Below are 25,022 nucleotides of genomic sequence, written 5' to 3' on the forward strand. Positions count from 1 at the left end.
GGAAAGTCACGTCCGTCCATGTCCCAAGCACAGGCCGCGCCGGCCGCATCCCTGCCGTCTGCCGCCCGCAGCATCCTCGCTGTCACCCTGGTTGCCGTGCTGTCGGGGTTTGCCGGGCTTGGCTACGAGATCGTCTGGACGCGGATGCTCGCCGTCAGCCTCGGCCACGAGATCGTGGCCGTCCTTGGCGTCATGTCGGCCCTGTTCGGCGGGCTGGCCCTGGGCAGCGTGACCCTCGGCGGGCGCATCGCCGCAAGCGCCCGGCCGGGGCTGTGGTATGCCGGGTTCGAAATCGCCATCGGCCTGTGGGCCCTGGTCCTCATCCCGCTGGCGCCCGTGGTCGGCGACCTCGTTCCCCTGCTGGTGCCGGTGGATGCGGCGCCCGCGCGCCAATGGCTGGTGGCCTTCGCCCTCCCCTTCGTGCTGCTGCTGCCGTCAACCCTCGCCATGGGCGCCACCGTGCCGGCGCTGGAGGCCGTTCTCGCTCCGCGGGTCGCCCGCGGCGTGGCGGTGGGGCAGGTCTATGCCGCCAACACCGCCGGCGCAGTCGCCGGCACCCTGGCCACCGCCTTCCTCATCATCCCCGCCCTGGGCCTTTCCGCCACCCTGCTGGCATGCGCCGCGCTCAACTTCGTCTGTGCCGTGGCCATGTGGACGCAAGCCGGCGCGGAACGCGCGGCGAAGAATGCAAACGCCGGCGCGGAACGCGCGGCAAAGGACGTAAACGCCGGTGCGGAACGCGCGGCGGTGGGCGCAACGGACGAGGCCGGGCGCCGCTCGCGGCGCGCGCTGCCCGGTGCGGCACTGCTTGCGGCCCTCGCCCCGCTGTTCCTCACCGGCCTGCTCGGCATCGGCTACGAGGTGCTCGCCGTGCGGGTGCTGAGCCAGATCCTCGAAAACACCATCTACACCTTCGCCATCCTGCTCGCCGCCTATCTCGCCGGCACTGCGCTGGGCGCGGCCCTGCGGGCCCGCGTGGCCACGCCGCGCGACCCGCAGGCGCTCACCGGCCTGCTGGTGAGCCTGACCGCCCTCGCCAGCCTCGCCGGCGCGGGCGTGCTGGGGGTGTCCCAAACGGTGCTGACCGGCCTGCAGGACCTTCTGCCGGCCACCATGGCGGGGCGCCTGGGTGCCGAATTCGCCATCGCGGCCCTCGCCTTCCTCCCGCCCACCATCGCCATGGGCGCACTGTTCACCGATCTTGCCCAGCGGGCCAGCGACCGCATCGGCGGCGTCGGGCCGGCGCTGGCGGCCAACACCCTCGGTGCCGCCCTGGCGCCCCTGCTGTTCGGCCCGGTGCTGCTGCCGCTGATCGGGGCCAAGCAGGCCTTCGCCCTCATCGCTGTCGCCTATCTCCTCGTGCTGCCCTTGCGGCCGCGCCTGGCGCTGGCGGGCGGCGGGCTCACGCTGGCGGCGGTGCTGGCCCTGCTGCTGGCGCCGGTGTCGCTACGCTTCGTGCCGGTGCCGGTGGGCGGCGCACTCGAATGGCACCGCGACGGGGTGATGGCGGCGGTGAGCGTGGTGCGCAATTCCGCCGGGGACCGCCACCTCCAGGTCAACAACCATTTCCGCATGGGCGGCAGCGCCTCCGTGCGGTCGGACCATCGCCAGGCGCACATCCCGCTGCTGCTGCATCCCGCGCCGCACCGCGCGCTGTTCCTGGGGCTGGGAACGGGCGCCACCCTTTCCGCCGCCGGGGACCATCCCGGGCTGGTGACGGACGGCGTGGAGCTGGTGCCGGAAGTGGTGGAGAGCTTTCCCCTGTTCGATCGCTCGGCCCCGCACCTTGGCCGCAACCCGGACATCCGCATCCATGTGGCCGACGCCCGGCGCTTCGTGCGCGCAGGCGGGGCGCCCTACGACGTGATCGTCGCGGACCTCTACCATCCGTCCGTGGACGGCTCCGGCGCCCTCTATGCCCGCGAGCACTTCGCCGCCATCCGCGACCGGCTCGCGCCGGGCGGGCTGTTCTGCCAGTGGCTGCCGCTGCACCAGCTGGATATCGACACGCTGAAGGTCATCATGCGCACCTTCCTCGACGTGTTTCCCGATGCCAGCGCCTACCTCGCCCAGTTCAGCGTGGAAACGCCGCTGGTGGCGCTGGTGGGGCGGCGCGAGGCCATGGCCTATCCGGCCGGCTGGCTGGCGGCGCGGGTGCGCGAGCGCAGCCTCGCGCGGCGGCTCGACGCCCTCGATCTTTCCGACGGCATGGCGCTGTTCGGCCTCTATCTCGCCGGCACGGACGAACTGCGCCGCTTCGCCGGCCCCGGCCCGCTCAACACCGACGACCGCCCAGTGGTGACGGCGGCGGCGCCGCGCACCGCCTATGCCATGGCGGATCGGCCGGCGGACCGCCTGCTGGCCCTGATCACCGGCCTCGATCCCCGGCCCGGGGCGGTGCTTGATGGCGGCGACGAGGAGGCCCGGCGGCGCCTGGCCGCCTATTGGCGCGCCCGCGACGGCTATCTGGAGATGGGCGCGCACACCCTTGCCGCCCGCGGCCCGCGCGACGTGGCCGGCAGCCTTGCGCCGCGGCTCGTGGATCTGGTGCGCACCAGCCCGGATTTCGAGCCCGCCTACCTGCCGGTGCTGGCCATGTCCCGCCAGTTGGCCGTCAGCGACCCGGCTGCGGCGCGGCGGCTCCTAGAAGCGCTCGATAGGGCGAACCCGGCCCGCCCCGAGGCACGCCGCCTGCTGGCGACGCTGCCTTTGGGGCCGGCGGCGGAGCCGCGCCCGCAACCGCCACGCTGAAGGCGATGGAGCCGCCGTCGGCATGGTGGTGGCGGCGCAGATAGCCATTCCATTCGATGAGGTAATTGCCCGGCGGCAGCGGCTTCGTGGCGCGGAATTCGGTGCGCCGCACCTGCTGCGCCACGCGCGCCCAGTCGGTGGGCCAGACCGACTGATCGTCGAGGCTCACGATCCGCACGTCGTGCAATTCGAACTCGTCGGTGAAATCGATGGCGACGGCGGGCTGCTGCTCGTTCAGCACCTCGTTGGCGTTGGGCACGGACTGGTCGAAGGCGCATTGCGCCTTCGCGCCCGGGGCCGCGAGGCTGCCGATGATCATCCCCGAGAGCAGTGCCGCGAGGGTCAGGCGGTGGGACATCGTCATCTCCTCCAAGGGGGCACCGGCCGGTGCGCCGCGCCGGAAAGGGGATCAGGAAAAGCGGATGGCGTAGCCGAAATTGTCGAGCCGGTCGGGAATGGCATTGAACGCCACCGAGATGCGCCGGCCGCCCCGGTTGGTGGGCACCTCGTGCAGCAGGTAGCTGGGAAACATCACGAGGTCCCCGGCATTGGTCTGCGGCATGGCCCACTTGCCGCCGTTGAAGGCATTGATGCGGGCGTTGGGATTGGTGTTGCCGAAGATGAAGCCGTTGCCGCCGATCGCCTTGTGGAAGACGATGTTGGCGGAGGGGTGGGCCGGGGTGAGGTAGACCACGCCGGAAATGAAGCTGTTGGCATGGGTGTGGATGGCCTGGTGGCCGCCGGGCTCCAGCACGTTCACCCAGATTTCCTTGATCCGCCAGGTGAGCGCCTCGCCGAACAGCGCCTCGCCGAATTCCGCCACGCTGGGCAGCACCCGGGCCCCGAGCCGGGAGAACAGCGCGTTCGCGTCCGCGCCGGTCACGGGGGTGTGGGAGAGAAGGTCCGAATAGGCGTTGGTCATGGAGGTGGCGTCAACCACCTCGGCCGCCAGCGCGCCCGCCTCCTCGGCACCGAACACGCCTTCCACCCGCATCACGGGGGTGGGGAACAATCCAATGATCTGGCTCACTGCGGGGCCCGTCCGTCTGTGGTCTGGAACAGGCAATGCGCGATGGACCGGCACGCCACGACGGGCCGGTCCACCCGTGCCCGTGGGGGAGACGGCCGCACTTTCCCCATCGCCCATGACCGCCCGATGACGCCGGGCGCGCGAGGCACTCACCAGTTCGGGACTCGCCTGCCCGCCGACGCGCGCGCCTTCGCCTGCGCCGAGCTGAAGCGCCGTCATGGCGCAGCCGCCGCTGCGCCGCCCACGGGCTGCGAGCCCTATTGGTCCGGCATCTGAAGGGCGGACCCGCCCCGCCTATTTCCCGGGCGGGAGCGGGCGGGAGGGGTCATGCGCCTGCAGCTGGAGGCGGGTGCGGCGGATGTGGCTTTCCAGCAGGTGCTGCACATCCACGGCGTCGCGCCGCCGGATCGCCTCCATGATCAGGCGATGCTCGGAATGGATGATCCACTGCCCGTCCTTGCCGATCACGTGGGAATAGGCCCGGCGGTAATGCTGGGTCGTGTTCCAGAACCGCTCGATCATGGCCAGCAGCGTCGGCATCCCCGCCGCCTTGTAGCTGAGGAGATGGAAGGCGCGGTCGAGCTTGAGGAACTCCTCCACCTCCTGCGACGCCTCGATCTGCGCGCACAGCCCGGCTAGGCGGGCGATGGTGTCCTCGTCCATGTGGCGGATGCTCTCGCTGAGGGCGAGGGGCTCGATGCGCTCGCGGATCTTGTAGATCTCCACGCACTCGTTGATGTCGGTCTTGGCGATCCAGGCCCCGGAATTGGGCACCAGCACCACGAGGCCTTCGCTTTCGAGGTCCCGCAGCGCCTCGCGCACCGGGATGCGGCTGGTGCCGTAGCGCTCTGCCAGTTCCTCCTGCCGCACGCGGGTGCCGGGCGCGTAATCCCCCGCCAGGATGCCCGCCCGCAGGTCCGCCGCGATGGCATGGCTACGGACCCCCGCCTCCTTTTCCTGACCGTCTGCAGGCCTGTCCATGTCCGATCCGTACCCTTGGGGACCACCCGCACCGCCCCGTCGCGGCGGCGGCGCCATCGCCGGATTGGATACCATGGCGCCACTACGCTGGCAAAATGTATCCAATCAAAGGATATATATTGAACTATAAGCGCAAAATAAGCAGCATCGGATACAATGAGATTGACAGCGTATGCCGCGCTGGGTATCGCTCTGGAAACGGCGCAGATCGTTCGACAGGGTGGGGACAGCGCTCCGGCGCCTGAATTGCCGGTGCGGCAAAGCGCCGGCCGCCCCCCCTTCTGCCGGATGCGCGCGCCGCAATTCTCAACGGGTCGGGTCATGGGCCTTCAGCATCAGCACTCCCCCGCCGCGGCGAACCGCGGCCTGCCCGGCCTCCGGGGCACCGACCATTTCGGCTTCACGGTGCCGGACATCGACGCCGCGGTGCGCTTCTTCGTGGAGGTGATCGGCTGCACCAAGGTCTACGAGCTCGGCCCGTTCCAGGCGCAGGACGACTGGATGGCGCGCCAGCTCCGAGTGGACCCGCGGGCGGTGATGAAGAAGCTGGTGTTTCTGCGCTGCGGCTTCGGCTCCAATTTCGAGATCTTCCAGTACATCGCCCCCGACCAGCGCACGGTGCCGCCGCGCAACAGCGACATCGGCGGGCATCACCTTGCCTTCTACGTGGATGATTTCGACGCCGCCGTGCGGCACCTGGAACAGCACGGGGTCGAGATCTGCGGCGTGCCGGTGACGCGGGACACCGGCCCCAGCGCCGGCCAGACCTGGGTCTATTTCCTCACCCCCTGGGGCATGCAGTGCGAACTGGTGAGCTTTCCCGGCGGCAAGGCCTATGAGCGCACCAGCGCGGTGCGCCTGTGGCATCCGGCCGATCCCGCCGCCGGTGAAGCCACCAGCCCGGCGGCAGGCCCGCCGTGAGCGCGCACGGCCCCTTCCTCCACGCGGGCGCCCGCCCCTCCCCTGTATCCGTGTCTTCGGAGCTGCCGTGATGGCAACCTATGCCGACCTGAAACCCGCCGCCCCCTGGCGCACGCTCACCACCGCGCGCGAGGACTGGAATGCGGCGGACCCGGCGCTGCTCGGCACCATGCTCACCTCCATGGTGCTCATCCGCGCGTTCGAGGAGAAGGTCCTCGAACTCGCCGGCCAGGGCCTCGTCCACGGCCCGGCCCATTCCGCCGTCGGCCAGGAGGGCGGCGCCACCGGCTCGGCGGTGATGATGCGCCCGAGCGACCAGGTGAACGGGTCCCACCGCGCCCACCACCAGTTCCTGGCCAAGTCGCTGGCCTATGTGGCGCCGGACGGATTGTCCCCCACCGCCGACATCTGCGGCGACGTGCGCGACCTGTCCCGCAGGACGCTGGCGGAGATCCTCGGCCTCGCCCAGGGCTTCTGCCGGGGCCGGGGCGGCTCCATGCACCTGCGCTGGGCGCAGGCGGGCAATCTCGGCACCAACGCCATCGTCGGCGGCGGCGTGCCGCTGGCGGCGGGCGCCGCCTTCGCCCACAAAAGGGCGGGCACCGGGGATGCGGTGTTCACCTATTTCGGCGACGGCGCGGTGAATATCGGCTCGGTGCTGGAAACCATGAACCTTGCGGCCGCCTGGAAGCTGCCGCTGTGCTTCTTCATCGAGAACAACCGCTATGCGGTCTCCACCCATGTGGAGGAGGCCACCGCCGAGACCCGCCTCTCGGCGCGCGCCCTCGGCTTCGCCATCCCTTCCTGGAAGGTGGACGGCATGGACCCGCTGGCCGTCAGCCTCGCCACCGCCGAGGCGCTGGAGGTGATGCGCACGGGCGGCGGCCCCACCGTGATCGAGGCGGACGTCTACCGCTTCTTCCACCAGAACGGCCCCCTGCCCGGCTCCGCCTTCGGCTATCGCACCCGCGAGGAGGAGCAGGCGTGGCGCCGACGCGACCCCATCGACCTCGTGGGCCGGGAAATGGCGCAGCGCCAGCTCCTCGGCGAGGACGACCTTGCGGCCCTGCGCGCCCGCGCCCGCGCCCTCATGGAGGATGTGGCCGGCGAGCTGGTCGAGATGGCGGACGGCAAGCGCCGCATCGTCCCCGCCCTTTGGCCCTCCCCGGACTTCCGCGATTTCGGCGTGCGCGGCGACCTCGCCGAGCTGGCCGGCGTGGCGACGCAGGAGCTTGAGACCTTCCCCGGCACCATCGATCCGCAGGCCCGTTTCGTGGACGTGGTGGCGGACGTGATGCACCGGCGCATGAGCACGGACCCGCGCATCGTGGTGATGGGCGAGGATGTGCACCGCCTCAAGGGCGGCACCAACGGCGCCACCCGCGGCCTGCGCGACGCCTTCGGCGACCGGGTGCTGGGAACCCCCATCAGCGAGAACGCCTTTGTCGGCCTGGCCGGCGGCGCGGCCATGGACGGGCGCGTGGTGCCGGTGGTGGAGTTCATGTATCCCGACTTCCTGTGGGTCGCCGCCGACCAGGTGTTCAACCAGATCGGCAAGGCCCGCCACATGTTCGGCGGCGACATCGAGGTGCCCCTCGTGCTGCGCACCAAGGTGGCCATGGGCACCGGCTATGGCTCGCAGCACTCCATGGACCCGGCCGGCATCTTCGCCACCGCGGTGGGCTGGCGCATCGTCGCCCCCTCAACCCCGTTCGATTATGTGGGCCTCATGAACAGCGCCCTGGCGTGCAAGGACCCGGTGCTGGTGATCGAGCATGTGGACCTCTACAATGCCCGCGGCCCGGCGCCGGTGGATGATTTCGACTATTTCATCCCGCTCGGCAGCGCCAAGGTGGTGCGGCCCGGCACGGCCATGACCATCCTGACCTATCTCAACATGGTGAAGCCCACCCTGGAGGCGGTGGAGCGGCTGGGCGTGGATGCGGAGGTGATCGACCTGCGCAGCCTCGACCGTGCGGGGCTGGACTGGGACACCATCGAGGCTTCGGTGGCCCGCACCGGCAACGTGCTGGTGGTGGAGCAGGGCTCGCTCGGCACCTCCTATGGCGGAATGCTGGCGGCGGAGGTGCAGCAGCGCTGCTTCGATGCGCTCGACCAGCCGGTGCAGCGGGTCCATGGCGGGGAGGCCTCGCCCAGCATCTCCAAGGTGCTGGAGCAGGCCGCCTGCGCCGGCCCGGCCGACATCGAGGCGGGCATCCGCCGGGTGATGGCCGAGCAGGGCCTGGCCCTCGCCTGACATGCCCGCCGCCCTCACCATCGCCCGCGCCCCGGGGAGCCGCTGATGCCCAAGGAAATCCTGATGCCCGCCCTGGCGGCCGGAATGGAGGAGGGACACCTCGTCCGCTGGCTGAAGAAGGAGGGCGCACCCGTGAAGGCGGGCGACCTGCTCGCCGAGATCGAGACCGACAAGGCGGTCATGGAGATGGAAGCGGAAGCGGACGGCCGCCTCGGCCCCATCCTGGTGGGGGATGGCACCCGCGCCGTCGCCGTGGGCACCCTCATCGCCTCCATCCTCGCCGAGGGCGAAGCGGCACCCGAGCCGGCGGCGGCGCCAGCCGCAGCAATGGCCACCCTTGCTCCGGCCGCTCCCGCCGCCCCCCCGCAGCCCGCGCCGGTCCGGCCCGCCGCCGCCCCGGTCGCTGCGCCGTCCAGGCCTGTGCCCACCGCCCCCTTTCCCCCCCTCCCCCCCTCTCCCGCCCTTGCCCCCTCCATCGCGGCCCTCGTCACCGCCCGCAAGGTGGTGGCCTCCCCCCTCGCCCGGCGCCTGGCCGACGATTACGGCCTCGACCTCTCCCGCCTTTCCGGCAGCGGCCCGCGCGGGCGCATCGTGCGGCTCGACGTGGAACGGGCGCGCGACGCTTCGGCCCGGCCCGCGCCGGTGCCCCAGCCGCGGCGGTCGGGCGCCGCCGCGCCCGGCCTGCTGCATCACGCCTGGCTCCGGCAGGGCGAGGGCCGGCCGGTGGTGCTGCTGCACGGCTTCGGCTCCGACCTCAACGGCTGGCGTCCCTTCCTTGCCGGCGGCTCCCCTGCGCGGCCGCTCCTGGGTCTCGACCTGCCGGGACATGGTGGTTCCGCAGCCGTGGCCGCCGCCGGCTTCGATGCCCTGGTGGAGGCCGTCGCCGGCACGCTGGAGGGCCTCGGGCTCCTCGACGTGGATGTGGTGGCCCACTCCCTCGGCGCCGCGGTGGCGGTGGCGCTGGCGGCGGAGGGGCATATCGGCGTGCGCTCGCTCTTCCTCCTGTCGCCCGCCGGCCTCGGGCCCGACATCAACGGCGCCTTCGTCGGCGGCCTCGCCCGGGCGCGCACGGCACAGAGCCTTGCGCCATGGATGGGCGAGCTGGTGGCCGACCCGGCGGTGCTGACCCCGGCCTTCCTGCGCGCGGCCGCGGCGGCACGGGCCGACGACACCCTCATCGACGCCCAGCAGCGCCTTGCCGCCGTGCTGTTTCCCGACGGCACCCAGGCGTTCGGCGTGCGCGGACGGCTGGAACAGCTGGCCGTGCCCGTTACCATCGTCTTCGGGCAGGATGACCGCATCATCCCCTGGAGCCACACCCGGCGCGTTCCGGGTGAGGTGGCGCTGCACCTCTTCCCAGGGGTGGGGCACCTGCCGCAACTGGAGGTGCGCGATGCCGTGTGGCGCCTCCTGGACCGCCACCTGCGCACGGCAGGCTGACACGGCTGGAACGGCACCGGCGCGGCCGGTGCGGAACGAAGAAGAAGCCGACCAAACGACGAACCAGATCCAAGGGAGGATCAAGATGAAGGCCAGCACCCGTTTCCTCGCGCCGCTCGCCGCGGCATTCCTCGCCTCCACCGCCGCCTCGGCCGAGCCGCTGAAGATTGCGGTGATCGAAACCCTGTCCGGCCCGCAGGCCTCCACCGGCCTCTTGTTCAAGGCCGGCGCGAAATATGCGGTGGACAAGATCAACGCCGCCGGCGGCTATGCCGGAGCGCCGGTCGAGCTTCTGGAATATGACAACCAGGGCGGCCCGGTGGGCGCCGCCGACAAGGTGAAGGCGGCCATCGCCGACGGCGCGCGCTTCATCGTGCAGGGCGCGTCCTCCGCCGTGTCCGGCCAGATCACGGAAGACGTGCGCAAGTACAATATCCGCAACCCGGGCAAGGAAGTCATCTTCCTCAACGTGGGCGGCGAGGCGCTGGAACTGACCGGCGCCAAGTGCCACTTCCACCACTTCCGCTTCAACCCCAACGCCCAGGTGCGGGTGAAGCCCATGGTGCTGGCCATGAAGGATGCCGGCATCCTCGGCACCCGCGTCTATGCCATGAACCAGAACTACAGCTGGGGCATCGACATGCAGGGCGCCATCGAGGACAACGCCAAGCTCGGCGGCTACCAGGTGGTGGAGAAGACCCTCCACGACGTGAACAAGATCCAGGACTTCTCGCCCTACGTGGCCAAGGTCGCCGCGGCCAATGCCGAGACGGTGATGACCGGCAACTGGTCCAACGACCTGCTCCTGCTGATGAAGGCGGCCCATGGCGCGGGCCTGAAGGCGCGCTTCGCCACCGCCTTCCTGGACCAGCCCGGCAACATCGCCAATGCCGGCGACGTGGCGGTGGGCAATGTGGTGTCCCACCCCTTCAACGCCGAGGCCAACGCCGACACCGCGGCCTTCGCCGAGGACTACAAGGCGAAGATGGGCCACTACCCGGTCTATATCGAGCCGCAGACCGCCTTCGGCGTCGCCATGCTGGGCGAGGCGCTGAAGACTGCACCGGCGGGCAAGGACGGGGCCATCGACGTCAACGCCATCGGCAAGGCGCTGGAGAATGTGAAGCTGAAGACCCCCATGGGCGAAGCCTCCATGCGGGCGGCGGACCACCAGGCGCAGATCCCCATGGTGGTGTCCATCGTCGCCGAGGATGCCAGGTTCAAGGTGGACGGCACCCCCTACGGCTTCAAGCCCATGAAGGTGTTCACCGCCGCCGAGGCCTCCTCGCCGGTGCAGGACGCCTGCAAGATGAACCGGCCGAACTGAGGCGCACCCGCCGGCGCCCGGCGTCCCGAACGGCCAGGCCCGGGCGTGTCCCGGGCATCCGGGCCAGCGCGACGATGGGGCGATGGGACGGGCGCCCGGCCACGGGGCGTGGATGGCCGGGACACGTCCGGCCATGAAAGTTGCGGGGGAAGCCGCAGTGGGCGCATCTGCGGCGCGATCCCTATTCCACGGGCTTTCGGCCTGTATACCTCTGCCTGAAGCGAGGGGACATGTGATGGATCATCTCTTTGTCGCCGTGCTGAACGGGACGATCTACGGATTGCTCCTGTTCATGGTCTCGGCGGGACTGACCCTCATCTTCGGCATGATGGGCGTCCTCAATTTCGCGCACGCATCCTTCTACATGCTGGGCGCCTATGTGGCCTATGCGCTCACGGGGGTGATCGGCTTCGTGCCGGCGGTCGTCGCCGCCCCGCTGGTGGTGGGGGGGGTGGGCGTGGTGGTGGAGCGCTATTTCCTGCGGCGCGTGCACCGCTACGGCCATGCCCATGAACTGCTGCTCACCTTCGGCCTGTCCTTCATCATCGCCGAGCTGATCAAGCTGTTCTTCGGCAATTTCCCGGTGGACTACCGGGTGCCGGCCGCGCTCAATTTCTCTGCCTTCCACATCGGCGTCACCGCCTATCCGGTCTACCGGCTCATCATGGGCGTGGTGGCGCTGGCCATGTTCGGCCTCATCTACGCCCTGCTCACCACCACGCGGGTGGGCATCGTGGTGCGCTCGGCCATCTACCGGCCGAAGATGGCCGAGGCCCTGGGCCACAACGTGCCCCTCGTCTTCATGGGCGTGTTCGGCGTGGGCGCGGCGCTGGCCGGGCTGGCCGGGGCGCTGGCGGGCGCCTTCTACACCACCAACCCCAACATGGCGCTGGAACTGGGCGTGCTGGTGTTCGTGGTGGTGGTGATCGGCGGGCTCGGATCGCTGGAAGGCGCCATGGCCGCCTCGCTCCTCATCGGCATCGTCACCTCGCTGGCGGTGGGCATCGACCTGAGCGCGGCCGACCTGCTGGCCCATGTGGGCCTGGGCGACTGGGCGCGGCAGGTGGGCGGTCCGCTGACGCTGCAGGTGTCGAGCCTTGCCGCCACCATCCCGTTCGCGCTGATGCTGCTGGTGCTGCTGGTGCGGCCCTCCGGCCTGTTCGGCGAGAAGGCGTGAGGCGATGCGCAGCAAGGCCGTCTTCCTCCTCCTCGCCGTCGCCGCCCTCGCGGCGGCGCCCGCCGTCCTCTCCCCCGGCCTCGTGAACGCCGCGATCCAGATGCTGATCGCCGCGCTCTTCGCCTCTGCCTTCAGCCTGCTGTGCGGTCAGGCGGGCATGCTCTCCTTCGGCCATTCGGCCTATTTCGGGCTGGGCGCGTTCGCCACCATCCATGCCATGAACGCCTTCAGCGGCGCCGGCCTCCTGCCCACCCCGCTGATGCCCCTGGCGGGCGCCTTCATCGGCCTGGTGAGCGGCATGGCCGCCGGCTGGTTCGCCACCAAGCGCACCGGCGTCTATTTCTCCATGATCACGCTGGCGCTGGCGGAACTGCTGCACGCGCTGGCCCCGCACCTGAAGGAGGTGTTCGGCGGCGAGGCGGGCATTTCGGCCATGCGCATGCCGGCCTGGGGCTTCACCTTCGGCTCGAACGTGGAGGTCTATTACCTCACGCTCGCCTGGGTGCTGCTTTCCCTGGGCCTGCTCTACCTGTTCACCCTCACCCCGGTGGGGCGGCTGGCCTTGGGCCTGCGCGAGAACGCCCACCGCCTGCGCTTCCTCGGCTACGACATCCACCTCCTGAGCGTGCTGGTGTTCTCGGTCTCGGCCATGTTTTCCGGGGTCGCCGGGGCGCTGCAGGCGCTGAACATCGAGGCCGCCAACTACGTGGTGCTGGACATGCACCTCTCCGCCTCGGTGGTGCTCAACAGCTTCATCGGCGGCGTGAAGGTGTTCCTGGGTCCGGCCATCGGCGCCGCGCTCATGTCCTTCTTCGGCTATGCGGCCTCCGACCTCACGCGGTCCTGGCTGCTGTATCAGGGCGTGCTGTTCGTGCTGGTGATGATGTTCCTGCCCGACGGCCTGGTGGGCGAGTTGATGCGCCGCCTGCGGCAGGGCAACCTGTCCTTCTCGCCGGCGCGGCTGGCGGCGGGCCTGGTGTTCATGGTGGCCCTGGGGGTCTGCGTGGCCGGCTTCGTCTGCGCGGTGGAGCTGGCGCAGCGCTTCTTCTCGGCCGACTACCGCTCCATGGCCGGCACCGGCGCATGGCCGCCGGTGCCGCTGTTCGGGCGGGAATGGCTGCCCTTCTCCCTCTTCACCTGGGCGGTTCCCCTGGGAGCGATGGCGGCCGGGCTCGGCCTGCTCACCCTCGCCGCGCGCCGCCTCGATCCGGACAAGGCGGGCGTGGCATGAGCCTCTCGGTCCTCACCCTCACCGGCGTGCGCAAGTCCTTCGGCCCGGTCGAGATCATCCGCGGCATCGAGCTGGAGGTGGCGCACGGCGAGCGCCATGCGGTGATCGGGCCGAACGGGGCGGGCAAGTCCACCCTGTTCCATCTCATCTCCGGGCAGTTCGCGCCCACCGCCGGCGAGATCCTGCTCGACGGGGTGCCCATCAACGGGCTGCCGCCGCACCAGGTGAACCGCCAGGGGCTCGCCCGCTCGTTCCAGATCACCAACATCTTCCCCGGCCTGACGGTGTTCGAGAACCTGCGGCTCGCGGCCATGCGGCGCTTCGGGCTGGATTTCGTGTTCTGGCGCCGGGCCTCGCAGCTGAAGAAGGTGACGGCCCATGCGGACGAGCTGCATCGGCCAGGTGCGCCTCACCCGGCGCGCCTCGGTGCTGGCGAGCGAATTGTCCTATTCCGAGCAGCGCTCGCTGGAAATCGGCATGACGCTGGCGAGCGATCCCAAGGTGATCCTACTGGACGAGCCCATGGCCGGCATGTCCCACGAGGAGACCGAATATACCGTGGGGCTCATCCGCGAGATCACCAAGGGGCGCACGCTGCTGATCGTGGAGCATGACATGGACGTGGTGTTCTCCCTGAGCGACCGCATCAGCGTGCTGGTCTACGGCCAGATCATCGCCACCGGCACGCCCGACCAGATCCGCGGCAACCCGCTGGTGCGCGAGGCCTATCTGGGCGAGGAGGCGACCAAGTGAGCGACCCCGCCCTGCTGCACATCTCCGGGCTCAACGCCCATTACGGCAAGAGCCACATCCTGCATGGCGTGACGTTCCACGTGGACCCGGGCGAGGTGGTGAGCCTGCTCGGGCGCAACGGCTCGGGGCGCTCCACCACGCTGAAGGCCATCATGGGCCTGGTGCCGCCCACCGGCGGGCAGATCCGGCTGCGCGGGCGCGACCTTGCCGGCGCGAGGCCCTATGCCATCTGCCGCAGCGGCATCGCCTATGTGCCCGAGGAGCGCGAGATCTTCCTCAACCTCACCGTGGACGAGAACCTGCGGATGGGCGAGCAGCCCGGCGTTCCGGGGGCGGCCCGCTGGAGCGTCGAGCAGATGTTCGACTATTTCCCGCGCCTGAAGGAGCGGCGGAACACGCGGGCCGGCAGCCTTTCCGGCGGCGAGCAGCAGATGCTGACCATCTGCCGGTCGCTGCTCGGCAACCCCCTCGTCATCCTCATCGACGAGCCCACCGAGGGCCTCGCCCCCAAGATCGTCACCGTGGTGGGGGAAGCCATCGCCGACATCAACCGGCGCGGCGTCTCGGTGCTGCTGGTGGAGCAGAAGCTCACCATCGCCCTCAAGGTGTCGTCTCGGGTCTGCGTCATGGGGCACGGCCGCATCGTCTTCGAGGGCACGCCGGACCAGCTGACATCCAATGCGCGCGTGATGGAGGAATGGCTGGCGGTGTAGCCGCCGGCCGGGCGCAGGTTGTCCGTCAGACGCGCCGCCGGGCCCGAGGCGCAGCCCACCCCCTCGCCCGTCGCCAAGCCGGCTTCGGGCCGGCGCGCCTGAACTTTGCCCTGCCGCCTCTCCACTTTTGGCATAATACGAAGGGCGGACCGGTCAGTTGTGTCCGTCTAAGGTATAAGAGGCCCCATGGCGCCGGAAAAGCTGCCGGACCCGCGTCAAACTTGCGAAAATGTGCCGGCTCATTCGGCCTCGAATACACCTAAACTGTTCATTTTCGGCGATTCTTCCCAAGACATCGGGGCCACGGCCACGTTTGACCATGTCGCTGGGGTATCGCCGAAAGTACGGTATTTACCCAACTAGCGCCCGGCACGCGTCTGGTCCAGATTGCCGGCGCGACGCATGGCCAGCTGCGGCCTTTGCGTGGACCCAAGATAACAACCAGATCCGCGGGACACCCGTGGTTCGCAAGGGGGGCTTCCAATGGATGCATCTCTGGCCGCTCGCATCGCGGCCGATCCCAATTATCAGCGCCTGAAGGCAGTGCGCTCCCGCTTCGGCTGGACGCTCACGCTGGCGATGCTGATCGTCTATTACGGTTTCATCCTGCTCATCGCTTTCCGCAAGGACATTCTGTCGGCGCGCATCGGCGACGGCGTCATGACCTGGGGCATTCCCATCGGCTTCGGCGTCATCGTGTTCACGATCCTCATCACCGCGCTTTATGTCCGCCGCGCCAACAGCGAATTCGACGATCTCTCCGAGAAGATCAAGCAGCAGGTGCTCAAGTGATGTCGATGCATGCTCTCATCGGCAAGGCGTCGCGCCTTGCGGGCCTTGCGGCCCTCGCCCTCCTGCCCACGGCGGCGTTCGCGGCGGAAGCCATCGGCGCCTCGGAGAAGCAGGCCACCAACTGGACCGCGATCGCCATGTTCGCGATCTTCGTCCTCGGCACGCTCTACATCACCAAGTGGGCGGCGGCGAAGACCAAGTCGGCGGCGGACTTCTACACCGCCGGCGGCGGGATCACCGGCTTCCAGAACGGCCTGGCCATCGCCGGCGACTATATGTCCGCGGCGTCCTTCCTCGGCATTTCCGCCGCGGTGATGAGCTCCGGCTTCGACGGCCTGATCTACTCGATCGGCTTCCTCGTGGGCTGGCCCATCCTCACCTTCCTCATGGCCGAGCGCCTGCGCAACCTCGGCAAGTTCACCTTTGCCGACGTGGCGGCGTTCCGCTTCGCCCAGACCCCGGTGCGCGTCTTCGCCGCCTCGGGAACCCTGGTCGTGGTGGCCTTCTACCTCATCGCCCAGATGGTGGGCGCCGGCCAGCTCATCAAGCTGCTGTTCGGCCTCGACTACTGGATCGCGGTGGTGATCGTCGGCGCGCTGATGATGATCTACGTGCTGTTCGGCGGCATGACCGCCACCACCTGGGTGCAGATCATCAAGGCCTGCCTGCTGCTGGGCGGCGCCACCTTCATGGCCCTCATGGTGCTCTGGCGCTACGGCTTCTCCCCGGAGCAGCTGTTCGCGGCGGCGGTGGGCGTGAAGACGCAGCTGGCCACGGCGAAGGGCGCGGCGCCCGAGGCTGCGGCCACGGCCGGACAGGCCATCATGGGCCCGGGCACCTTCATCAAGGACCCGATCTCGGCCATCTCGTTCGGCATGGCGCTCATGTTCGGCACCGCCGGCCTCCCGCACATCCTGATGCGCTTCTTCACGGTTCCGAGCGCGAAGGAAGCCCGCAAGTCGGTGATGTGGGCCACGGGCTGGATCGGCTATTTCTACCTGCTCACCTTCATCATCGGCTTCGGCGCCATCACCTTCGTCCTCACCAACCCCGGCTTCCTGGATGCCAAGGGTGCTCTGGTGGGCGGCAACAACATGGCGGCGGTGCATCTCGCCCAGGCGGTCGGCGGCAACATCTTCCTCGGCTTCATCTCGGCGGTGGCCTTCGCGACCATCCTCGCGGTGGTGGCGGGCCTCACCCTGTCGGGTGCCTCGGCGGTGTCGCACGACCTCTATTCGACCGTGATCAAGAAGGGCAAGGCGGACAGCGCCTCGGAGCTGAAGGTGTCGCGCATCACCACCCTGTGCCTCGGCGTGCTGGCCGTGGTGCTGGGCATCGCCTTCGAGAAGCAGAACATCGCCTTCATGGTGTCCCTGGCCTTCGCAGTGGCGGCCTCGGCCAACTTCCCGGTGCTGTTCATGTCGGTGCTGTGGAAGGACTGCACCACCCGCGGCGCGGTCATCGGCGGCTTCCTCGGCCTCGCCTCCTCGGTGGTGCTGACCGTGCTGTCGCCGTCCGTGTGGGAAGCCACCCTCGGCAACCCGGCGGGCTCGGCGCCCTTCCCCTACACCTCGCCGGCCCTGTTCTCCATGACGCTCGGCTTCTTCGGCATCTGGCTGTTCTCGATCCTCGACACCAGCGCGCGGGCCAAGATCGACCGGGCAGGCTTCCCGGCGCAGCAAGTGCGCTCGGAGACCGGCATCGGCGCCTCGGAAGCCTCGGGTCACTGAGGCGGGCAAGCACCATGCCGCGGCCGGATGAAACCCAGCCCGGCGCCAAGAGCGAGGACAACCGGGCAAACGAGCCCCGGGCCCAGAAGGCCCGGGGAGAAGAAACCGGCGACGACGAGGCCCGCGCCAGCGCAGGTCCCGTCCCGCAAGATCCGGCCTCCCTTCGCGACCCGCCCCTCACCGGGCGGGTTTCGACGCTGAGCCGGGAGCGCCGCGAACTGGTCTCGCTGATGACCTCGCGGGTGCGCGACGTGTTCGTCCGCAAGCCCTTCTTCGTGGACGGCGACACCGACATCATCAGCCTGTGCCGGGCGCTGTCCGAACGCCGGCTCTCCGATGCGCTGGTGCGCGATGGCGGGCGTATCGGCATCTTCACCACCACCGACCTGCGCGACGCGCTGCTGCGCGACACCCCGCCCGGCCTGCTGCCGGTGCGGGCGGTGGCCACCTTCGACCCGTGGGCCGTCAGCCCGGACGACGAGCTCTACGACGCCCTCATCCTGATGCTGCGCCACCGCATCCACCGGGTGCTGGTGCGCGACGCCGCCATCCCCGGCGCGGACGGCATCGTCGGCGTCCTCGGCCAGCTCGACCTCATGGCCTTCGTGGCCAACCATTCCCACCTGATCGCTTTGGAGGCGGCGCAGGCCACCAGCCTCGGCGAGCTGAAGAGCGCGGCCCGCCAGATCGACAGCCTGGTGGCCGTGCTGGACGGCGACGGCGTGCGCGTGGAGGTCATCGCCGCCCTGGTGGGCGAGCTCAACCGGCAGGTGTTCCGCCGCCTGTGGGACATGCTGGCCCCGGAGGAGCTGCGGGCCAATTCCTGCCTCGTGGTGATGGGCAGCGAGGGCCGCGGCGAGCAGATCATCAAGACCGACCAGGACAATATGCTGCTGATCGCCGACGGCTTCAGCCTGTCTGGCCTGGACGACATCACCGCCCGGTTCACCGCCGCGCTGATCGATTTCGGCTATCCGCCGTGCCCCGGCGGCATCATGCTGAGCCGGCCGCTGTGGTGCCAGCCGCTGTCCGCCTTCAAGGACACGCTCAAGCGCTGGATCCATGGCGGCGACCCGGAAGGCCCCATGAACCTCGCCATCTTCCTCGATGCGGCACCGGTGGCGGGAGACGGCACCCTGCTCGCGGCGGCGCGCGGGCATGTGGACTTCCTGATGATGAACGATGCCGGCTATTTCGCCCGCTTCGCCCAGGCGGTGGACCGCTTCGGCCAGGAGGGGGGCTGGTGGTCGCGCCTGCCGGGGCTCACCGGGCGCGCGGCGGCCGAGATCGACCTGAAGAAGCTCGGCATCTTCCCGCTGGTGCACGGCGTGCGCGCGCTGGCGCTGGAGCATCGCATCGCCGCGCTGGGCACCGCCGACCGGCTGAAGGCGCTGGTGGAGACCGGGCACATGGACCAGGCCTTCGCCCGCGACCTCACCGATGCGCTGCGCTTCCTCATCGGGCTCAAGCTCGCCAGCAACCTGCGCCAGATCGCCGAAGGCCGGCCGCCGGGCAACGCCATACGCCTGTCGGAGCTCGGCACGCTGGAGCGGCAGGCGCTGAAGGATTCCCTCGCCATCGTCCGCGGCTTCAAGCAATGGCTGGGCCGGCACTACCGGTTCGACGCCCTATGAGCGAGAACCGCACCAGCGCTGCTCCCCCGCCGGCCGCCGAAGGTGCGGGCGGGGCGGAGCGCGGGCCACGCCCCCAGCTGCTGGTCGCCCTGTTTGCCGCCGCGGTGGTGGCCTTCAACTTCCCCATGCTCATCGTGTGGGACGCGGATGCGACGGTATTCGGCCTGCCTTTGCTGCCGGTGGCGCTGTTCACCATCTGGGGCGGCTTCATCGCGGCGCTGGCCGTGGCCAGCGAGCGGCGGCCGCGGCCAGCGCCGGACGTGCTGCCCCCCGCCGCGCCCCGCGCCGGCGGCGGGCCCTGAACCGGCGAGGGGCGAGGACGACATGAAGGCGCCACGCCACATCACGCCGCCTGCGTTCTGCATCCGCCCGGCCGGCGCGCCGGCGCATCGGCCGGGTGCGCGTGCGCCCGAGGGCCGGCCGGCGCGCCGGCGAACCCCGGCGAGGGCGCCATGATCTCCGCCCCGGTCGTGGTGGGGGCGGCGCTCGCCTATCTTGCGCTGCTGTTCGCCGTCGCCGCCTTCGCCGACCGGCGCGCGGCGCAGGGCCGCTCGGTCATCGGCAACGCCTGGATCTATGCCCTCTCCCTGGCGGTCTACTGCACCGCCTGGACCTATTTCGGCAGCGTCGGGCGCGCCGCCACCACCGGGGTGTGGTTCCTGCCCATCTATCTCGGCCCCATGCTCGCCATGCTCCTGGCCTGGATCGTGGTGCGCAAGATGATCCGCATCGCCCACACCTACCGCATCACCTCCATCGCCGATTTCATCGCCAGCCGCTACGGCAAGAGCCCGCTGGTGGCGGCGCTGGTCACCCTCGTCACCGTGGTGGGCATCGTCCCTTACATCGCCCTGCAGCTGAAGGCCGTGTCGTCGGGCTACGTGCTTCTCACCGGTTCCGGCGCGCCCCATGCCGGGCCGGGCCCGGCCTGGTGGCAGGACGGCACCCTGCTGGTGGCGCTGGCCCTGGCGCTCTTCACCATCCTGTTCGGCACCCGCCACCTCGACAGCGCCGAGCGGCACGAAGGCATGGTGGCGGCGGTGGCCTTCGAATCCCTGGTCAAGCTGCTCGCCTTCCTGGCGGTAGGGCTGTTCGTCACCTACGGCCTGTTCGACGGCATGGCCGACATCTTCGCCCGCGCGCAGGCCCTGCCGGAGCTGAAATCGCTGCTGCGGCTGGGGGGCGAGGGCGGGGCCGGGGCGTTTTCCTACGCCCAGTGGTTCAGCCTCACCCTGCTGTCCATGCTCTCGGTGCTGCTGCTGCCGCGGCAGTTCCAGATGATGGTGGTGGAATGCGTGAACGAGCGGCACCTCAAGCGTGCCGCCTGGGTGTTCCCGGCCTATCTGCTGGCCATCAACATCTTCGTCCTGCCGCTGGCGCTGGGGGGCATGCTGCTGTTCGGGCCCAGGGGGGCGGACCCGGAAACCTTCGTCCTGTCCCTGCCGCTGGCCCACGGCGCCACCGGGCTGGCGCTGTTCGCCTATGTGGGCGGGCTTTCCGCTGCCACCGGAATGCTGATCGTGGAAACCATCGCCGTGTCCACCATGGTCTGCAACGATCTGGTGATGCCCACGCTGCTGCGGCTGAAGGTGTTCGGCGCCACGGCGGGCGGCGACCTCACCCGGCTGCTGCTCAACATCCGGCGCGCCGCCATCCTGCTCATCCTGCTGCTCGGCTACCTCTATTTCCAGGTGGCGGGGGAAGCCTATGCGCTGGTCTCCATCGGCCTCATCAGCTTTGCCGCGGTGGCGCAGTTCGCGCCCGCCCTGTTCGGCGGCATGTACTGGCGCGATGCCACCCGCCTCGGCGCCATCGGCGGGCTCGCCGGCGGTTTCCTGGTGTGGGCCTATACGCTGATGCTGCCCTCCGTAGCGAAATCGGGCTGGATCGACGACGCCATCCTCACCCACGGCCCGTTCGGCATCACCGCCCTCGCCCCGGAGCGGCTTTTGGGCCTGGAGGGGCTCGACAACCTGTCCCATTCCCTGTTCTGGAGCCTGCTGCTCAACGTCTGCCTTTATGTGGGCCTGTCCCTGTGGCGCGCGCCCTCCGGGCGGGAGGCCAGCCAGGCGCTGCTGTTCGTGGACGTGTTCGCGCGCGGGCGCACCGCCGGGGCCGCCGCCCCGGTGTTCTGGCGCGGCCGAGCCCGGCCCGCCGACCTGATGGCGCTGGCGAGCCGCCTGCTGGGCCCGGAGGCGGCCGGCCAGATCTTCGCCGAGCACGCGCGCGAGGCCGGCACGGCCGAAGGCGGCGACCCCACCGCCGATGCCCGCCTGGTGGATCGCGTGGAACGGCGCATCGCCGGTGCCGTCGGCAGCGCCTCGGCCCGTGTGCTGGTGGCCGCGGTGGCGGAGGAGGAGCCGCTGGGCGCCGCGGACGTGATGGAGATTCTCAACGAGGCCTCCCAGCTGCGCATCTATGCCCGCGCGCTGGAGGAAAAATCCCGCTCCCTGGAAATCGCCTCGGCCGAGCTCACCGCAGCCAATGCGCAGCTGCGCACGCTGGACGAGCTGAAGGACGACTTCATGTCGTCCGTCACCCACGAATTGCGCACCCCCCTCACCGCCATCCGCGCCCTGTCCGAGCTCATGCTGGACACGCCGGACATGGACCCGCCGCAGCGCGCGGAATTCCTGCAGATCATCGTCGGCGAGAGCGAGCGCCTCGGCCGCCTGGTGAACCAGGTGCTGGACATGGCCAAGATCGAATCCGGCCAGGGCGAATGGCACAACACCGAGGTGGACCTGCGCCGCATCGTCGGCGACGCCGTGAAGGCCACCACCGAGCTGGCCCGCAGCCGCGGCGCCGAGATCCACTTTTCCGCGCCCGAAGCGGTGCCCCCCCTGCGCGCCGACCCGGACCGGCTGACCCAGGTGATGCTGAACCTCATCTCCAACGCCGCCAAGTTCGTGCCCGCCCGCGGCGGGCGCATCGACGTCAGCCTCGCGGTGGCGGACGACGGCCTCGTGGTGCGCGTCGCCGACAATGGCCCGGGGGTACCGCTCGCCGACCGCGACACCATATTCGAGAAGTTCCGCCAGGGCGGCGACGCCCTGACCCGCCCGCCCGGCACCGGACTCGGGCTTCCGATCAGCCGCCAGATCGTGGATCATTTCGGCGGCAAGATGTGGCTGGAGCAACAAGAAGGCAGTGGTGCGCGATTCGCGTTCCGCCTGCCCTTCCAGCCGAAGACGGAGGAAACGCCATGATCGCGCAGACCAGCCCGGCACCGGGAACCGGCAACGGCTCCAAGGTGCTCATCGCCGACGACGAGCCCAACATCGTCGTGTCGCTGGAATTCATGATGAAGCGCGAAGGCTTCGAGGTGCTGGTGGCCCGCGACGGGCCGCAGGCGCTGGAGGCCATCCGGCGGGAGCATCCCTGCCTCGTCCTGCTCGATGCCACCATGCCCGGCATGTCCGGCTTCGACGTGTGCGAGGCCGTGCGCGCCGATGCGGACGTGCGGGGCACCCGAATCGTCATGCTCACCGCCAAGGGCCGAGAGACCGACATGGCGCGCGGCGTCGGCGCAGGGGCGGATGCCTATGTCACCAAGCCCTTTTCCACCCGCGAGCTGGTGCAGAAGGTGAAGGACATGCTGGCATGAGCCTCGGCCGGCCCCCGGCCCTCGTTCCGGCGCACCTTGTTCCCCTGCTGGTGGCTTTGGCCCCCGGCGTCGCTCTCGCCCTCTGGGGCCTCGGCGGCGCGGCGGCGCTTTATGCCGCCCTGGAGCCGGAAGCCCGCGCCGCCGTCACCCAGGCCCTGGCGCCGCTGCTCGACAGCCACGGCATGCTCCTGGTGCTGTGGTGGTTCCTCGCCGCCGCCGGCGCCGGCCTTCTCGCTCGCCGCCTCCACGGCGCCTATGTGGACGCTCCCGCCCGCCTGGCCGACGCCACCCGCGCCGCCGCCGGCGACCCCTCGGCCCGCCTGCCGGTTGCCGAAGGCAGCGCGCAGACGCGGGACCTGGCCGAGGCCATCGGCGCGCTGGCGCAGCAGCGCCGCGCCCTGGTGGACGACATGGGCCGACTGGTGGCCGAGGCGAGCCGCGACGTCGCATTCCAGCGCGACCAGCTCGCTGCCCTGATGGCCGAGCTGCAGCAATCGGTGGTGGTGCTGAACCTGGAAGGGCGCATCCTGCTCTACAATGCGCGGGCGCGCGCCCTTTTCCGGCGCCAGTCCGCCGCCCCCGGAGGGGCCGGCGGCGCGGAGCTGATCGGGCTCGGGCGCTCCATCCACGCGGTCATCGACCACGCCCTCATCGCCCATGCCCGCGAGGGCATCGAGCGCCGCATCGCCCGGGGCGATGCGCGAGCCTCGGCCCGCTTCGTCACCACCACGCCCCTCGGCCACCTCATCCAGGTGTCCATCGCGCCGGTGCGCGCGGCGGAGGATGCGGCGGGCGCCATCACCGGCTTCGTCCTGCTTCTGGACGACATCACCGACGAATACGAGGCGCAGGCGCGCCAGGACCGGCGCTGGCTCGACCTTTCGGAGGCCAGCCGCGCCTCCTTCGCCAGCATGCAGGCGGCGCTGGACATGCTGGATTACCCCGACCTGGAACCCGCCGACCGGGAGCGTTTCCAGCAGGTGGTGCGCGACGAGGTGACGGCGATGAGCCAGCGGCTCACCGGCCTTGCCGCCGACGCCTCCCTGGACATGAAGACCCGCTGGCCGCTGCAGGACATGCTGGGGGCCGACCTCGTGGCCGCCACCGCCCAGCGCATCACCGCCGAGACCGGGCAGGAGGTGGCCACCGCCGACATGGCAGCCGACCTGTGGCTCAGCGTGGACAGCTTCGCCCTCATCAAGGCTATCTCCTTCCTTGCGGCCCGGCTGGCCGAGGCGACGGCGGAGCCGGGCTTCTCCCTGCGCCTGTCGCCGGCCGGCTCCCGCGCCCATCTCGACCTTGCCTGGCAGGCCGAAGGGGCGCTGGCGCCAAGCCTCGCCGGCTGGCAAACGAGCCCCATGCAGGGGGGCAACTCCCCCTCCCCCCTTTCGGTGCGCGACGTCGTGGAACGGCACGGCGGGGAGATCTGGCTGGAGCGCGCCCGCGACGGCTCCGGCGCCTTCTTCCGCTTCCTTTTGCCCGTAGCCTCCGGCGCGGCACCGGACCTGCCGGCCCCTGGCGAGAGCCGGCCGGCCTATTTCGATTTCGACCTGTTCGCCGCCAGCGCGCAGAGCCGCGAGAGCGATGACCGGCTCCTGGGCGAGATCGCCTACACGGTGTTCGACACCGAGACCACCGGCCTCGACCCCACCGGCGGCGACGAGATCCTGCAGATCGGCGCCACCCGCATCGTCAACGGGCGATTGCTCGCCAGCGAGTGCTTCGACCAGCTGGTGGACCCGCAGCGTTCCATCCCGGAGGCCGGCATCGCCGTGCACGGCATCCGCCCGGAGATGGTGCGCGGCAAGCCCGCCCTGCCGCAGGTGCTGCCGGCCTTCCACGCCTTTGCGGCCGATACGGTGCTGGTGGGCCACAACGTGGCCTTCGACATGCGCTTCCTGACCCTGAAGGAGGCCGCCAGCGGGGTGCGCTTCGACCAGCCGGTGCTGGACACCCTGCTCCTGGCCGGCATCGCCTATCCCGGCGAGGACAGCCACAATCTGGAAGCCATGGCGGCGCGCCTCGGCGTCACCGTCGCGGGCCGCCACACGGCGCTGGGCGATGCGCTGGTGACGGCGGAAATCTTCCTGAAGCTGCTGCCGCTGCTGCGCCAGCGCGGGATAACCACCCTGGGGCAGGCCCGGGCGGCGGCGCAGGACTCCTATTACGCCCGCCTCAGCTATTGAGCCGTGCCCCCGGCCGGGCGACGGGCCGATGCGGCTTGACACCCTGCTTGCGGCACAAGAAGAGAATCCCGGCCGGCAGCCCGCAAAAATTGCATTTCCGGCGCGATTGAAAGCTTCCGGTAACGAATCGCTCGTGCGAGTCTGACCTCACACACGACTGATTCGAGATTATTCCATGGCTTATGCCCGTCCCGTCCCCGCGGAGCGGCGGCTTGTTGCGACCCTATTGCTGGCCGGCACCTTGTTTTTGGTCAGCGTGATGATGCTTGCCGACGTGATCTTCTCCATCCCGGCCTGGGCGTCCGCGGCCCAGGGTGCCAGGGGCGCGCCGGCGCAGCTGGCGTGGGTGGCCGATGCAGGCACGCACCAGGGCACAATGCCTGTGCCGCCGCGTTCCACGCCCTCCCTTTCCCGATAGGGCACGATCCCGTCATCGCGAACCGCTCGGCGGTTCCCCATGATCGGCCGGTCGCCCGGCACCCGTGCGCCGCG

At 70.2% G+C, this 25,022-nt stretch carries 18 protein-coding genes and 2 pseudogenes; 17 read left to right on the forward strand and 3 right to left on the reverse strand.

The window, feature by feature from the left end; translation table 11 throughout:
- Window positions 1–18 precede the first annotated feature (18 nt).
- Window positions 19–2,751 carry a fused MFS/spermidine synthase gene (locus ACI7BZ_RS00595; RefSeq protein WP_414115278.1) on the forward strand — a complete coding sequence of 911 codons (2,733 nt, stop codon included), beginning with the start codon at window positions 19–21 and terminating at the stop codon, window positions 2,749–2,751.
- A gap of 52 nt (window positions 2,752–2,803) precedes the next feature.
- Here the strand turns inward: ACI7BZ_RS00595 and ACI7BZ_RS00600 are convergent.
- From ACI7BZ_RS00600 to ACI7BZ_RS00610, 3 genes and pseudogenes are all read right to left on the reverse strand, one after another.
- A pseudogene (locus ACI7BZ_RS00600) lies at window positions 2,804–3,115 on the reverse strand (hypothetical protein); the annotation flags it as partial.
- 45 nt (window positions 3,116–3,160) lie between these two features.
- On the reverse strand, window positions 3,161–3,781 hold the full coding sequence (locus tag ACI7BZ_RS00605) for a TIGR02466 family protein (protein WP_414115279.1): 621 nt from the start codon (window positions 3,779–3,781) through the stop codon (window positions 3,161–3,163).
- A 294-nt stretch (window positions 3,782–4,075) separates the two neighbouring features.
- Window positions 4,076–4,762 (reverse strand): GntR family transcriptional regulator, encoded by a 687-nt coding sequence (locus ACI7BZ_RS00610; RefSeq protein ID WP_414115280.1) that lies wholly within the window; start codon window positions 4,760–4,762, stop codon window positions 4,076–4,078.
- A gap of 321 nt (window positions 4,763–5,083) precedes the next feature.
- On the opposite strand from ACI7BZ_RS00610, the gene ACI7BZ_RS00615 reads away from it, so the two are divergent.
- From ACI7BZ_RS00615 to ACI7BZ_RS00690, 16 genes and pseudogenes are all read left to right on the forward strand, one after another.
- The gene (locus ACI7BZ_RS00615; protein ID WP_414115281.1) at window positions 5,084–5,683 is read left to right on the forward strand and encodes a VOC family protein; all 600 of its coding nucleotides are present in this window, start codon (window positions 5,084–5,086) and stop codon (window positions 5,681–5,683) included.
- A 70-nt stretch (window positions 5,684–5,753) separates the two neighbouring features.
- Complete coding sequence (locus ACI7BZ_RS00620) at window positions 5,754–7,940, forward strand: alpha-ketoacid dehydrogenase subunit alpha/beta (RefSeq protein ID WP_414115282.1); 2,187 nt, start codon at window positions 5,754–5,756, stop codon at window positions 7,938–7,940.
- A gap of 45 nt (window positions 7,941–7,985) precedes the next feature.
- The gene (locus ACI7BZ_RS00625) at window positions 7,986–9,380 is read left to right on the forward strand and encodes an acetoin dehydrogenase dihydrolipoyllysine-residue acetyltransferase subunit (protein ID WP_414115283.1); all 1,395 of its coding nucleotides are present in this window, start codon (window positions 7,986–7,988) and stop codon (window positions 9,378–9,380) included.
- 79 nt (window positions 9,381–9,459) lie between these two features.
- Window positions 9,460–10,707, forward strand: a complete 1,248-nt coding sequence (locus ACI7BZ_RS00630) for a branched-chain amino acid ABC transporter substrate-binding protein (protein WP_414119055.1) — start codon at window positions 9,460–9,462, stop codon at window positions 10,705–10,707.
- Window positions 10,708–10,942: 235 nt separating this feature from the next.
- Window positions 10,943–11,884 carry a branched-chain amino acid ABC transporter permease gene (locus ACI7BZ_RS00635; RefSeq protein WP_414115284.1) on the forward strand — a complete coding sequence of 314 codons (942 nt, stop codon included), beginning with the start codon at window positions 10,943–10,945 and terminating at the stop codon, window positions 11,882–11,884.
- 4 nt (window positions 11,885–11,888) lie between these two features.
- Window positions 11,889–13,115, forward strand: coding sequence for a branched-chain amino acid ABC transporter permease (locus ACI7BZ_RS00640; RefSeq protein ID WP_414115285.1), 1,227 nt, complete (start codon window positions 11,889–11,891; stop codon window positions 13,113–13,115).
- Window positions 13,112–13,868, forward strand: a pseudogene (locus tag ACI7BZ_RS00645) (ABC transporter ATP-binding protein). Before ACI7BZ_RS00640 ends, ACI7BZ_RS00645 begins: the two are co-directional and overlap by 4 nt.
- The gene (locus tag ACI7BZ_RS00650) at window positions 13,865–14,581 is read left to right on the forward strand and encodes an ABC transporter ATP-binding protein (RefSeq protein WP_414115286.1); all 717 of its coding nucleotides are present in this window, start codon (window positions 13,865–13,867) and stop codon (window positions 14,579–14,581) included. The pseudogene ACI7BZ_RS00645 and the gene ACI7BZ_RS00650 overlap by 4 nt, the downstream one beginning before the upstream one ends.
- 483 nt (window positions 14,582–15,064) lie before the next feature.
- Window positions 15,065–15,373: a DUF485 domain-containing protein gene (locus ACI7BZ_RS00655; RefSeq protein WP_414115287.1), complete on the forward strand. Its 309-nt coding sequence runs from the start codon at window positions 15,065–15,067 to the stop codon at window positions 15,371–15,373.
- Entirely contained in the window at window positions 15,373–17,103 is a 1,731-nt protein-coding gene (locus ACI7BZ_RS00660) for a cation acetate symporter (RefSeq protein ID WP_414115288.1), read from the forward strand. Before ACI7BZ_RS00655 ends, ACI7BZ_RS00660 begins: the two co-directional genes overlap by 1 nt.
- Window positions 17,104–17,117: 14 nt before the next feature.
- Window positions 17,118–18,737: a putative nucleotidyltransferase substrate binding domain-containing protein gene (locus tag ACI7BZ_RS00665; protein ID WP_414115289.1), complete on the forward strand. Its 1,620-nt coding sequence runs from the start codon at window positions 17,118–17,120 to the stop codon at window positions 18,735–18,737.
- Window positions 18,734–19,039 (forward strand): hypothetical protein, encoded by a 306-nt coding sequence (locus ACI7BZ_RS00670; protein ID WP_414115290.1) that lies wholly within the window; start codon window positions 18,734–18,736, stop codon window positions 19,037–19,039. Before ACI7BZ_RS00665 ends, ACI7BZ_RS00670 begins: the two co-directional genes overlap by 4 nt.
- Before the next feature lie 150 nt (window positions 19,040–19,189).
- Window positions 19,190–21,946, forward strand: coding sequence for an ATP-binding protein (locus tag ACI7BZ_RS00675; protein ID WP_414115291.1), 2,757 nt, complete (start codon window positions 19,190–19,192; stop codon window positions 21,944–21,946).
- Window positions 21,943–22,344 carry a response regulator transcription factor gene (locus ACI7BZ_RS00680; protein ID WP_414115292.1) on the forward strand — a complete coding sequence of 134 codons (402 nt, stop codon included), beginning with the start codon at window positions 21,943–21,945 and terminating at the stop codon, window positions 22,342–22,344. Before ACI7BZ_RS00675 ends, ACI7BZ_RS00680 begins: the two co-directional genes overlap by 4 nt.
- Window positions 22,341–24,530, forward strand: coding sequence for a 3'-5' exonuclease (locus ACI7BZ_RS00685; RefSeq protein WP_414115293.1), 2,190 nt, complete (start codon window positions 22,341–22,343; stop codon window positions 24,528–24,530). The genes ACI7BZ_RS00680 and ACI7BZ_RS00685 overlap by 4 nt, the downstream gene beginning before the upstream one ends.
- Before the next feature lie 175 nt (window positions 24,531–24,705).
- Window positions 24,706–24,948, forward strand: coding sequence for a hypothetical protein (locus ACI7BZ_RS00690; protein ID WP_414115294.1), 243 nt, complete (start codon window positions 24,706–24,708; stop codon window positions 24,946–24,948).
- The last annotated feature ends 74 nt before the right edge of the window (window positions 24,949–25,022 follow it).

Source organism: Xanthobacter sp. AM11, from assembly GCF_047444035.1.
Classification (GTDB): Bacteria; Pseudomonadota; Alphaproteobacteria; order Rhizobiales; family Xanthobacteraceae; genus Xanthobacter.

Excerpts from the sequence above, each read along its gene's own strand:
- ACI7BZ_RS00610 (WP_414115280.1), bottom strand. The coding sequence starts at position 4,762 with ATGGACAGGCCTGCAGACGGTCAGGAAAAGGAGGCGGGGGTCCGTAGC.
- ACI7BZ_RS00655 (WP_414115287.1), top strand. The coding sequence starts at position 15,065 with ATGGATGCATCTCTGGCCGCTCGCATCGCGGCCGATCCCAATTATCAG.
- ACI7BZ_RS00675 (WP_414115291.1), top strand. The coding sequence starts at position 19,190 with ATGATCTCCGCCCCGGTCGTGGTGGGGGCGGCGCTCGCCTATCTTGCG.
- ACI7BZ_RS00660 (WP_414115288.1), top strand. The coding sequence starts at position 15,373 with ATGTCGATGCATGCTCTCATCGGCAAGGCGTCGCGCCTTGCGGGCCTT.
- ACI7BZ_RS00625 (WP_414115283.1), top strand. The coding sequence starts at position 7,986 with ATGCCCAAGGAAATCCTGATGCCCGCCCTGGCGGCCGGAATGGAGGAG.
- ACI7BZ_RS00665 (WP_414115289.1), top strand. The coding sequence starts at position 17,118 with ATGCCGCGGCCGGATGAAACCCAGCCCGGCGCCAAGAGCGAGGACAAC.
- ACI7BZ_RS00620 (WP_414115282.1), top strand. The coding sequence starts at position 5,754 with ATGGCAACCTATGCCGACCTGAAACCCGCCGCCCCCTGGCGCACGCTC.
- ACI7BZ_RS00595 (WP_414115278.1), top strand. The coding sequence starts at position 19 with ATGTCCCAAGCACAGGCCGCGCCGGCCGCATCCCTGCCGTCTGCCGCC.
- ACI7BZ_RS00670 (WP_414115290.1), top strand. The coding sequence starts at position 18,734 with ATGAGCGAGAACCGCACCAGCGCTGCTCCCCCGCCGGCCGCCGAAGGT.
- ACI7BZ_RS00690 (WP_414115294.1), top strand. The coding sequence starts at position 24,706 with ATGGCTTATGCCCGTCCCGTCCCCGCGGAGCGGCGGCTTGTTGCGACC.
- ACI7BZ_RS00640 (WP_414115285.1), top strand. The coding sequence starts at position 11,889 with ATGCGCAGCAAGGCCGTCTTCCTCCTCCTCGCCGTCGCCGCCCTCGCG.
- ACI7BZ_RS00635 (WP_414115284.1), top strand. The coding sequence starts at position 10,943 with ATGGATCATCTCTTTGTCGCCGTGCTGAACGGGACGATCTACGGATTG.
- ACI7BZ_RS00685 (WP_414115293.1), top strand. The coding sequence starts at position 22,341 with ATGAGCCTCGGCCGGCCCCCGGCCCTCGTTCCGGCGCACCTTGTTCCC.
- ACI7BZ_RS00680 (WP_414115292.1), top strand. The coding sequence starts at position 21,943 with ATGATCGCGCAGACCAGCCCGGCACCGGGAACCGGCAACGGCTCCAAG.
- ACI7BZ_RS00615 (WP_414115281.1), top strand. The coding sequence starts at position 5,084 with ATGGGCCTTCAGCATCAGCACTCCCCCGCCGCGGCGAACCGCGGCCTG.